Source organism: Phreatobacter sp. GW821-FHT04C01 (assembly GCF_059420385.1).
On record NZ_JBWKTP010000001.1, the window covers coordinates 1,020,532 to 1,030,838 of the forward strand.

A 10,307-nucleotide genomic window follows, 5' to 3' on the forward strand; every position below is an offset into this window, starting at 1 on the left:
GGCTCAGTCGGCGGGGTTCGGGTTGATCTGCCGGAGGCGCTCCTGGCCCATGTCATAAGCGCATTTGGCCTCGGCGATGGCGGCGCCCGAGCCGCCCCACATCTCGAAGGACTGGGTCGCGCATTCGTTCTGCCGGTAGGTGACGAAGGCCTGCTGGGCAGCCCGGATGGCTCGCTTCCATTTCTCGCGCTCGGCCGCCGGCACGTTGGCGTTGCGGTCGACCTCGGCCAGGCGCTCGCGCAGCCTGGCCTCGATCGCGTTGTTGGTATTGGTCAGTTCGCGGGCGTAGCAGGCCCCGATCGCGGCATTGGCGCTCGCACTGGCGCAGGGGTCACCCTGTTCCTGCGCGCCGGCGCCACCGGAAGCCGCGGTCATCAGCCCGAGAACCAGCGCGAGACGCCAGGTCGTCATGATGCACTCCTTGTCAGGGAGCGTTTCGCCGCTCCAGGAAAGCCTTCATCCGGTCGAGCGCCTTCAGGATATTCTCGGCCGAATTGGCGTAGCTGAGGCGGATATATCCCTCGCCGAATACGCCGAAATCGGGGCCGCCAATGGTGGCGACGCCGGCATCCTCGAGCAGCGCGGAAGCCAGCGGCTTGGCCTTCCAGCCGGTCTTCGAGACGTTCGGGAAGGCGTAGAAGGCGCCTTTCGGCACGATGCAGGAGACACCGGGCAGGCCGTTCAGGCCCTCGACCACCAGCTTGCGCCTGGTGTCGAACTCGGCAACCATTTTGCCGACTTCGTTCTGCGGTCCGGTCAAGGCTTCGAGGGCGGCATATTGGGCCGGCGCATTGACGCACGAGAACGAATTGACCGCCAGCTTGCGGGCATATTCGTAGAGCTTGCCCGGCCAGATCGAATAGCCGAGCCGCCAGCCGGTCATGGCATAGGTCTTCGACCAGCCGTTGAGCAGGATGGTCCGGTTGCGGATCGAGGGATAGGACAGGAGGCAGACATGCTGTTCTCCGTCATAGACCATCTGGTCGTAGATCTCGTCCGACAGCAGGGCGACGTCGGGCCATTTTTCGAGACCCTTCACCAGCTTGTCGATCTCCGCCTTGGGCGTGACGCCGCCGGTCGGATTGGCTGGCGAATTGACGATGACCAGCCGGGTCTTCGGGGTGATCAGCGACAGCAGCTCTTCCGCCGAGAAGGCGAAGCCGTTCTCTTCGCGGATCGGCACGGGGATCGGCGTCGCTCCGGTATATTCGATCATCGAGCGGTAGATCGGAAAGCCGGGGTCGGGATAGAGGATCTCCGCGTCCGGCTCACCGAACATCAGGATCGCCATATACATGGTGACCTTGCCGCCCGGCACGATCATCACCTCTTCCGGCGAGACCTCGACCTTGAAGCGGCGGTCGAGATCGGCCGCGACCGCCTCGCGCAACGGCAGGATGCCGTTGGCCGGGGTATAGCCGTGATGGCCGTCGCGGATCGCCTTGATGGCGGCCTCGGTGATATTGCCGGGCGTGGCGAAGTCCGGCTGGCCGATGCCGAGATTGATGACATCCTTGCCCGCGCGCATCAGCGCCGTGGCGCGCGCCAGCACGGCGAAGGCGTTCTCCTCGCCGATGCGATCGAAATGCGGGACGGTCTGGAATGTCATCGGGCGGTTCCTCGGTTCCTGTTGCCGCTTCCTATCATCCGTCGGCCTCGAAGGTGAATGCCCATCTCGGCAATTCCAGCCGCTCGGCCAGGCTTTCCGCACGCGGGCCAGACGTCGTCGCCTTGATGATCAGGTCCCTGACGGCATCGAAGGCGACAGCCTTGCCGTTCCAGACCTGGACGGCAAGGCCGGCGAGATCGGAGCCGAGCGGCTGGGCATGATCCAGCCAGAACCGCTTCGGTCGCTCACGCGGGTCGTCGGTTGCAATTGCCTTCGATGCGGCCTCGACGGCCATGTCGATCCGCCGGGCCAGGTCCTGGACCCGCCGCAGCACGGCTTCGCGGAAATCGACGACCTTGGCGCGCTCCGCCTCCGTCATATGCGGCAGGAGATCGTCCAGGTCGTTGCCGAGCACGATGGCAAAGGCGTCCTTTTCCTTGGTCAGCAAGGCCTTCAGGGCATGGATCTTCGAATAGAGTTCGTTCTTGACCTTCAGCATGTAACCGCTGGTGAAGCGCACGACATAACCTTCGCCGGTGCGCTCGGCGCGGGCGGTCGCGGCGAAGGACGCCCAGGCCTCGATCGGATCCATCGCCATGATGGCGGGGATGCCGAAGCGCCTGGCATGCTCGGGCAGAGCCGCCGCCGGGACATAGCTGCCGTCGAGCCGCGTGCGAATGGCCGTGAGAACCAGGCTGTGGGCCTGGTGCTGGACCACCACGACGCTGTCGGGCGAAAGCCATTCGAAGATCGGCGTGAAGCCGGCGCGGCACAGCGCCGCGACTTCGGCGCGGGCCGAACCGCTGTCGTCCTGGCCGGTGAACCACTGCAAGGCGCTGCGCGCGTGCCAGGTCACGCCCGAACGGGTCGCGAAAGCCAATTGGCCGTCGGGTGCGATGAAGGCATGGATCATCGATCCGTCGAGCTTTTCGAGAACGACGTGCTCGTCGGCGAGATTGATCCTGGCCTCCAGGCACTCTTCCCGCTCGCCGGCGTTGAAGAACTTCTGGTAGGGCCGGGACAGCAAGGCGCCGGTCCGGGCATCGAAGGTGATGCCGCGCAATTCACGGGCGAAACGCGCAAAGTCATTGGCTCCGATCGGCGGGAACACGTCGTTGCCCATGTAATTGTAATCGTAGACGATCGTGCCGTTGTCGCGGGTCCAGTTGCGGAACGCCTCGTGGATCAGGCCCTGCGACCTGAAACCCTCGATGTCATCGATGTGCGATATCCTGGGGAAACTGTAGTGCATCGTCGCGTCTCATAAGGATTTGACTGCCGGTGTCCCGGGCGCCGGACTTTATCCATTGCTTGTGGAAATGAAATATACGCACTCATTCAATTTTCTTATCTCAGAAATTCGATCCGGAAGCCGCCTTTCCGCGATATCGTCACGGCCGCCCGCTCGTTTGCCCGTTCCCTGGCCGGTCTTTCCCCGCATGAGCGCCTTCCGCGTTTCGTCGTTGATTTCCTGAAACCCCCAGGTTCAACTCATTCTCAACGACGATGCCGGGGCGAGTTCAATCGATTTGGGTCGCACGGCACATGACAGGAGGAAGCCGCATGGCCCCGCGCCGGAAGAAGATGCCCAAGGCCCTGCGTTCGCGGCAGTGGTTCGACAATCCCGACAATCCGGGCATGACCGCGATCTATCTGGAGCGCACGGTCAACTGGGGTCTGACGGTTGAGGAACTGCGCTCCGGCAAGCCGATCATCGGCATCGCCCAGACCGGCTCCGACATCTCGCCGTGCAACCGGCATCATATCGAGCTCGCCCAGCGGGTCCGCGACGGCATTCGCGATGCCGGCGGCATTCCCCTGGAATTCCCGGTCCACCAGATCCAGGAAACCCTGAAGCGGCCGACCGCGGCGCTCGACCGCAATCTGCAATACCTGTCGCTGGTCGAGATCCTCTACGGCTATCCGATGGATGGCGTGGTGCTGCTCACCGGTTGCGACAAGACGACGCCGGCGATGATCATGGGGGCGGCAACCGTCAACATCCCGGCCATCGTCCTGTCGGGCGGGCCGATGCTCAACGGCTGGTGGAAGGGCAAGCGCGCCGGTTCCGGCACTGTCGTGTGGGAGGCGCGCAAGCTGCAGGCCGACGGCACGATCAGCTATGACGAATTCATCGACGTGGTGACCAAGTCGGCGCCCTCGATCGGCCATTGCAACACCATGGGCACGGCCTCGACCATGAACGCGCTGGCCGAGGCACTCGGCATGTCGCTGCCCGGTTGCGCGGCGATCCCGGCGCCTTATCGCGAGCGCCCGCAAATGGCCTATGCCACCGGCAAGCGCATCGTCGACATGGTCTGGGAGGACCTGAAGCCCTCCGACATCCTGACGCGTGAGGCTTTCGAGAACACCATCGTCGCCAATTCGGCGATCGGCGGCTCGACCAATGCGCCGATCCACATTAACGCCATCGCCAAGCATATCGGCGTGAAGCTCGATATCGACGATTGGGAGAAGGTCGGCCACGAGGTGCCGCTGCTGGTCAACATGCAGCCGGCCGGTGCCTTCCTCGGCGAGGAATATTTCCGCGCGGGCGGCCTGCCGGCGGTGATGAACCAGCTCCTCAAGGCCGGCAAGATCCACGCCGGCGCGATGACCGCCAATGGCAAGACCATGGGCGAGAACATCAAGGATGCGGAAATCACCGACGAGGAGGTGATCCGCCCCTATGAAAAGCCGCTGGTGAAGGATGCCGGCTTCATCGTGCTGAAGGGCAATCTGTTCGATTCAGCGATCATGAAGACCAGCGTCATCTCGCCCGACTTCCGCCAGCGCTACCTGTCCAACCCGAAAGACATGGAAGCTTTCGAAGGCCGCGCCATCGTGTTCGACGGGCCGGAGGACTATCACCACCGGATCGACGACCCGGATCTCAAGATCGACGCGACCTGCGTGCTGTTCGTGCGCGGCGTCGGCCCGCTCGGTTATCCGGGCTCGGCGGAAGTGGTCAATATGCAGCCGCCGGCTGCGCTGCTGAAACAGGGCATTCGTGACCTGCCCTGCATCGGGGACGGCCGCCAGTCGGGCACCTCGGGCTCGCCGTCGATCCTCAACGCCTCGCCGGAAGCCGGCGCCAATGGCGGGCTCGCCGTGCTGAAGACCGGTGACAAGGTGCGTGTCGACCTGAAGAAGCGCTCGGCCAACATCCTGATCTCGGAGGCCGAATTCGATCAGCGCATGGCCGAGCTGAAGGCCAATGGCGGCTACAAGGTGCCGAAGAGCCAGACGCCCTGGCAGGAGATCCAGCGCTCCATGGTCAGCCAGCTGTCCGACGGCATGGTGCTGAAACCGGCGGTCAAATATCAGAAGATCGCGCAGAAGCGGGGCATTCCGCGCGACAATCACTAAGGCCGCGAAGCGCGGCTTTCCGTGCTCCCCGTCTCGCCGGCGGGGAGCACTTTTCATTTGGGCCCATCACCATGGTCTTGGGGCCGGCCGCGCGTTAAGAAGCGCGCCATGACAATATCCCGCTCCACTGACGCCTCCGCCTTCGGCCTCTATGGCCTGCCGCCCGACGATCTCGCTGAAGTCCCCGCTGGCGCGCTCCAGTTCTCGCCGCTGATGCCGGGTTCTTTGACGCTCGAGGCGCAGGATGAGGGCTCGCTCGCCGGCATGGTGGTGCTGGCGCCGCCGGGGACGCTCGAGCGCCGCTATACCCTGGCGCTGGCCCTGCGCGCGACGCAGCCCGGTGCGACGCTGATCGCGCTGGCGCCCAAGGACAAGGGCGGTTCGCGTCTGCGCCGGGAGCTCGAGGATCTCGGCTGCTCCGTTGGGGAAACGGCGCGCCGGCATCATCGCATCTGCGAGGTGGCGCGGCCGGCCAGCCTCGATGGCCTGGCAACCGCGCTTGCCGAAGGCGCGCGGCGCCTCGTGCCCGAGATCGGGCTGCAGTCTCAGCCGGGCGTGTTTTCCTGGGACCGGACCGATCCGGGCAGCGCATTGCTGGTCGCGCACCTGCCGAAGCTGGCCGGCCGCGGCGCCGATCTCGGCTGCGGCATCGGCTTTCTGTCGCGCGCCATTCTGGCTTCGCCGGCGGTCCAGAGCCTCGCCCTGGTCGATATCGATCGCCGGGCCCTGGACGCGACCCGCCAGAATGTCGCCGACGCGCGCGTCGCCCGCATCTGGGCCGACCTGCGCCAGCCGCCGGGCGACCTGAAGGCGCTCGATTTCGTGGTGATGAACCCGCCCTTCCACGATGGCGGCACCGAGGACAAGGCACTCGGCCAGGCCTTCGTGCGCCGGGCCGCCGACCTCCTGAAACCGCGCGGCACCTGCTGGCTTGTCGCCAATCGGCACCTGCCCTACGAAGCGGTCCTTGCGCCGCTGTTCAAGACCGTGACCATGCGGGTCGAGACCGGGGCCTACAAGGTCTATGAGGCGCAGAAATGAGCAAGCCGACGCCCACCCTCCGGCTCGACCGGCTCCTGGCCAATCTCGGCTATGGCTCGCGCCGCGAGGTGCAGGGTTTCGTCGATGCCGGGCTGGTGACGCTGGACGGCGTGGCGATCGAGGATGCCGACCAGCGCATCGCCGTGACCCGCGACCTGTCGCAGCGCATGGTGGTGCGCGGCCGGCCGCTCGATCCGCCGCCCGGCGTGGTGCTGATGCTCAACAAGCCGCTCGGCGTCACCTGCTCGCACAAGGAAGTGGGACCGCTGGTCTATTCGCTGCTGCCCGACCGGTGGCGCCGGCGTGACCCGGCGATCTCGACCGTCGGCCGGCTGGACAAGGAAACCTCCGGGCTGCTGCTGCTGACCGATGACGGCGGTCTCTTGCACCGGATCATTTCGCCGAAAAACCACGTGCCCAAGCGTTATCGCGTCACGCTCGACCGGCCCTTGCGCGGCGACGAGGCGGCATGCTTCGCCGCCGGCACCTTGCTGCTGGAGGGCGAGGAGAAACCGCTTCTGCCGGTCGAGATGGAGACCCTGTCGCCGACCAGTGCGGTGGTGACCCTGCACGAGGGTCGCTACCATCAGGTCCGGCGCATGTTCGCCGCGGTCGGCAATCACGTCCAGGCGCTTCACCGGGACTGCATGGGGCGGCTGGCGCTGCCCGACGACCTGGAGCCGGGCCGCTATCGCATCCTGGGCGAGGCCGAGATCGCCGCCGTGCTGCCCGAGCGCTAGGCGCCTATTCGTCCCTTCAATCCCCGGCATCACCAGGATTGTCTTGCGCGGCGGGCCTTTCGGCGGAAGTCTGCCGTCGATCAAGCCTCGATGGGGAACGTCATGGACACCGCAGCGAAACGCGCAGCCTTCCGCCGCCTGCACGACACCGGCTGTTTCGTCATTCCCAATCCCTGGGATACCGGCTCGGCCATGATGCTGAAACATCTCGGCTTCAAGGCGCTGGCCACGACCTCGTCGGGCTTCTCGTTCTCGCGCGGCCTGCCCGACATGGACTGGGCGGTGCCACGCGACATGGTGCTCGAACATGTCGCCGAGATCGTCCGGGCGACCGATCTGCCGGTCAATGCCGATTACGAGTCGGGTTACGCCCATGATCCCAAAGGTGTCGCCGAGAATGTCCGGCTCTGCGCCGAGACCGGCGTCGCCGGGCTGTCGATCGAGGACAATACCGGCGATCCCGCCAAGCCGCTTTATGATTTCGACCTGGCGGTCGAGCGGGTCGCCGCGGCGGTCGCGGCGCTGAAGGGCACGGGCGTGCTGCTCACCGCACGCTGCGAGGCACATCTCGTCGGCTATCCGAATGCCCAGGCCGAGGCGGTGAAGCGGCTCAAGGCTTTTTCCGCCGTTGGTGCCGACGTGCTCTATGCGCCGGGCCTGCGCAAGGCCGACGATATCAGCGAAGTGGTCGAGGCGGCCGGGCCGAAACCGGTCAACCTGTTGATCTCCGGACCGATCGGCATCACGGTCGCCGATGCCGCGGCGCTCGGCGTGCGCCGCATCAGCGTCGGTTCGGCGCTGGCGCGCGCCGCCTGGGGCGGCTTCCTGAAGGCCGCGCGCGAGATCGCCGGGCCGGGTACATTTAATGCCCTGGGCGAGGGCGAGCCCTTCGGCGCGCTCAACACGTTCTTTCGCGAACACGGCGCCAAATCCTAGGGGATGGCGAGCACCGACACTGCATGACTGGAGCGACAACGTGACTGCATTGAAATTCGGGCCGGTCGTCGACGCGACCCCGGCGCCACGCCCGGCCCATCACATCATCGAGGGGCGCTATTGCCGATTGCGGCCGCTCGATCCGGCGCGCGACACCGATGGCCTCTACGCCCTGTCGCACGGACCGGAGATGGATGCGCAGTGGGCCTATCTGGCGTCCGGGCCCTATCCCGACAAGACCGCATTCGCCGCCCATGTCGCCAAGATCGCGGGCGGCACTACCGACCCGGTCTATTGGGCGATCATCGATCTCGATGACCGTGCCATCGGCTGGCTGTCGCTGATGCGCATCGACCTGGCCAATCGGGTCATCGAGGTCGGCTCGATCCTCTATACGCCGGCGCTGCAGCGCACTCCGGCCGCGACCGAAGCCCAATATCTGATCGCGGCCTATGTCTTCGAGACGCTCGGCTATCGCCGCTACGAATGGAAGTGCAACGATTTCAACGTGCCGTCGAAGCGGGCGGCGAAACGTTTCGGTTTCACCTATGAGGGGTTGTTCCGCCAGCACGTCATCGTCAAGGGGCGCAACCGCGACACCGCCTGGTTCTCCATGCTCGATATCGAATGGCCGCAGCGCAAGCTCGCCTTCGAGCTATGGCTGGATCCGGCCAATTTCGACGCCGCCGGCCGGCAGAAGGTGGCGCTCGGCGTGTTCAACCAGTTGAGCGCGACCGAAGGCTCGTTGACGCTGCGCCGGGCCACGCTTGCCGACGTGCCGGCCATCCAGGCATTGAAGACGGCCGCCTATTTGCCCAATGAATCCATTATCGGCGTCGCCTCCATGCCGCGCATGGCCGATTATGCCGCGCTGATGGCGAACCATGAGATCTGGGTTGCCGATGGCGACGATCATCTGGCGGCCTGCGCGGTGTTCGAGCCGGGCCCCGAGCCGGTGATCTATTCGCTTGCCGTCCATCCGAAGGCGCAGGGCAAGCATTACGGCGATGCCATCCTGGCCTTTTGCGAGGCGCGCGCGCGGGCGCTCGGGGCCAAGACGGTGAAACTCTACACCCATGTGAAGCTCACCGAGCGGATCGCTTGGTATGCGCGCAAGGGGTTCGAGCCGACCCATGTCGAGCAAATGCCCGACCGGGCGGCGCAGCACATGAAGAAGACGCTGGGCTAGACGCGCCGTCGGTGGCGCAGGCGCGACCGATCAGCGGAACGGCTCGGCCCTGATGGCCGAGCGGTAGAAGGCGATGGTGGCGACGAGGCCGGCCAGCGAGCCGATGCCGACGGCGACATGGATTGCCTGGTCGCCCATCTTCAGGAGGCCGGCCAGCGCCCAGCCGCCGGCGGCGCCCGTGCCGATGGTCTCGCAGGCGATCAGGATGGTCGCGCAGACGACATTGGTGACATTCGTCCAGTTGATCGGGCGGTCGGCGGCAGCGGCCATGAGTCTTCGGTCCCAGTCATCGGCCCCGAGGGCGAGAAACGGTTTCGATCGTTCTTTTGACGGCAAAAGCCGGCGGGATCAAGATGGCTCGCGGTCGCGGGCCGCGGGCTTCCCTCGCACGATGTCATGATGACGTAGCCGGAGATGGGCAGGATCGCTGCGAACCTCCCCTTGCATTCGGAGCCTTGGATGATCTCGCGACGCAACCTTCTGGCATCAGGCGCGGCGGCGACGCTGGTCGCCCCCTTTGCTGGCTTCATGGCTGGCCCGGCGCTCGGCCAGGCCGGGCCGCTGTTCCGCTTCGGCATCGTCGCCGATCCGCAATATGCGCCGGTCGTGCCGAACCTCCGCATGGGCCGCTATTACGCCAACAGCCTGTGGAAATTGTCGGAGGCGATCGAGGTCTTCAACAAGGAGGACCTGCGCTTCGTCGCCACCCTCGGCGACATCATCGACCGGCACTGGGAAAGCTTCGGTCACGTGCTGCCGCTCTATGACCAATTGAAGCACGAGCGCTTCTTCCTGCTCGGCAATCACGACTACGAGGTCGCCAACGACTATCTCGCTTCCGTCGTGCGCAATACCGGCATGCCCAAGGCCTATTACGACTTTGCCGGCGCCGGCTATCGCTTCATCGTGCTCGACGGCAATGACGTCAGCACTTTCGCGCCGCCGCGCGGCGACGCGCGCCGGGAACTGGCGGCCGAGCGGCTCGCCGCGCTGAAGCAGAAGAACGCCGTCAACGCGCAGAGCTGGAACGGTTCGTTGAGCGATGTCCAGTTCGCCTGGCTGGGTGAGACGATGGCCAAGGCCAAGGCCGCGGGCGAGAAAGTCATCGTCATGGGCCACTACCCAATCTACCCGGTCAATATCCACAATCTCTGGGATGCCGAACGGGTGGTCGAGCTGTTGACCGGCTTCGACAATTTCGTCGCCTATTTCTGCGGCCACAACCATGCCGGCAATTTCGGCGAGATCAACGGCAAGTATTTCGTCAATTTCTGCGGCATGGTCGATACGCCGGCGACATCGGCCTATTCGATCGTCGAAGTCCATGCCGAACGGCTGGACATCCGCGGTTTCGGCCGCGAGCCGAGCCGCTCGCTCAAGATCTGACACGGCCTCCGCCGGGCCCGCCGCCCGACAGGCCGGT

Annotated in this window: 10 protein-coding genes; 6 read left to right on the plus strand and 4 right to left on the minus strand. The window is 65.5% G+C overall.

Going from position 1 to position 10,307, the window contains the following annotated elements; all coding sequences use genetic code 11:
- Positions 1–3 precede the first annotated feature (3 nt).
- From AC07WJ_RS04800 to AC07WJ_RS04810, 3 genes are read right to left on the minus strand one after another with little or no spacing between them, the layout of a single operon-like run.
- Complete coding sequence (locus AC07WJ_RS04800) at positions 4–411, minus strand: lysozyme inhibitor LprI family protein (protein ID WP_494933365.1); 408 nt, start codon at positions 409–411, stop codon at positions 4–6.
- Between the two features lie 13 nt (positions 412–424).
- On the minus strand, positions 425–1,609 hold the full coding sequence (locus AC07WJ_RS04805) for a pyridoxal phosphate-dependent aminotransferase (RefSeq protein WP_494933366.1): 1,185 nt from the start codon (positions 1,607–1,609) through the stop codon (positions 425–427).
- A 34-nt stretch (positions 1,610–1,643) separates the two neighbouring features.
- Positions 1,644–2,861, minus strand: a complete 1,218-nt coding sequence (locus tag AC07WJ_RS04810) for an RNA ligase (RefSeq protein WP_494933367.1) — start codon at positions 2,859–2,861, stop codon at positions 1,644–1,646.
- A 311-nt stretch (positions 2,862–3,172) separates the two neighbouring features.
- Here AC07WJ_RS04810 and AC07WJ_RS04815 point away from each other — a divergent pair, with 311 nt between their 5' ends.
- The 5 genes from AC07WJ_RS04815 (at position 3,173) to AC07WJ_RS04835 (ending at position 8,884) form a co-directional block, all read left to right on the plus strand.
- Positions 3,173–4,978: an IlvD/Edd family dehydratase gene (locus AC07WJ_RS04815; RefSeq protein ID WP_494933368.1), complete on the plus strand. Its 1,806-nt coding sequence runs from the start codon at positions 3,173–3,175 to the stop codon at positions 4,976–4,978.
- 108 nt (positions 4,979–5,086) lie between these two features.
- Positions 5,087–6,019, plus strand: coding sequence for a class I SAM-dependent methyltransferase (locus AC07WJ_RS04820; RefSeq protein WP_494933369.1), 933 nt, complete (start codon positions 5,087–5,089; stop codon positions 6,017–6,019).
- Positions 6,016–6,759, plus strand: coding sequence for a pseudouridine synthase (locus AC07WJ_RS04825; RefSeq protein ID WP_494933370.1), 744 nt, complete (start codon positions 6,016–6,018; stop codon positions 6,757–6,759). The genes AC07WJ_RS04820 and AC07WJ_RS04825 overlap by 4 nt, the downstream gene beginning before the upstream one ends.
- Positions 6,760–6,861: 102 nt before the next feature.
- A complete protein-coding gene (locus AC07WJ_RS04830) occupies positions 6,862–7,695 on the plus strand; it encodes an isocitrate lyase/PEP mutase family protein (protein ID WP_494933371.1) in 834 nt (277 codons plus the stop codon).
- A 40-nt stretch (positions 7,696–7,735) separates the two neighbouring features.
- Positions 7,736–8,884 (plus strand): GNAT family N-acetyltransferase, encoded by a 1,149-nt coding sequence (locus AC07WJ_RS04835; RefSeq protein ID WP_494933372.1) that lies wholly within the window; start codon positions 7,736–7,738, stop codon positions 8,882–8,884.
- A gap of 30 nt (positions 8,885–8,914) precedes the next feature.
- Here the strand turns inward: AC07WJ_RS04835 and AC07WJ_RS04840 are convergent, their stop codons facing one another.
- Positions 8,915–9,154 (minus strand): hypothetical protein, encoded by a 240-nt coding sequence (locus AC07WJ_RS04840; RefSeq protein WP_494933373.1) that lies wholly within the window; start codon positions 9,152–9,154, stop codon positions 8,915–8,917.
- Between the two features lie 189 nt (positions 9,155–9,343).
- Between AC07WJ_RS04840 and AC07WJ_RS04845 the strand changes: the two genes are divergently transcribed.
- Positions 9,344–10,270 (plus strand): metallophosphoesterase, encoded by a 927-nt coding sequence (locus AC07WJ_RS04845; RefSeq protein WP_494933374.1) that lies wholly within the window; start codon positions 9,344–9,346, stop codon positions 10,268–10,270.
- Positions 10,271–10,307: the final 37 nt, after the last annotated feature.

Coding starts and splice junctions, on each gene's coding strand:
- AC07WJ_RS04800 (WP_494933365.1), bottom strand. CDS start 411: ATGACGACCTGGCGTCTCGCGCTGGTTCTCGGGCTGATGACCGCGGCT.
- AC07WJ_RS04805 (WP_494933366.1), bottom strand. CDS start 1,609: ATGACATTCCAGACCGTCCCGCATTTCGATCGCATCGGCGAGGAGAAC.
- AC07WJ_RS04810 (WP_494933367.1), bottom strand. CDS start 2,861: ATGCACTACAGTTTCCCCAGGATATCGCACATCGATGACATCGAGGGT.
- AC07WJ_RS04815 (WP_494933368.1), top strand. CDS start 3,173: ATGGCCCCGCGCCGGAAGAAGATGCCCAAGGCCCTGCGTTCGCGGCAG.
- AC07WJ_RS04820 (WP_494933369.1), top strand. CDS start 5,087: ATGACAATATCCCGCTCCACTGACGCCTCCGCCTTCGGCCTCTATGGC.
- AC07WJ_RS04825 (WP_494933370.1), top strand. CDS start 6,016: ATGAGCAAGCCGACGCCCACCCTCCGGCTCGACCGGCTCCTGGCCAAT.
- AC07WJ_RS04830 (WP_494933371.1), top strand. CDS start 6,862: ATGGACACCGCAGCGAAACGCGCAGCCTTCCGCCGCCTGCACGACACC.
- AC07WJ_RS04840 (WP_494933373.1), bottom strand. CDS start 9,154: ATGGCCGCTGCCGCCGACCGCCCGATCAACTGGACGAATGTCACCAAT.
- AC07WJ_RS04845 (WP_494933374.1), top strand. CDS start 9,344: ATGATCTCGCGACGCAACCTTCTGGCATCAGGCGCGGCGGCGACGCTG.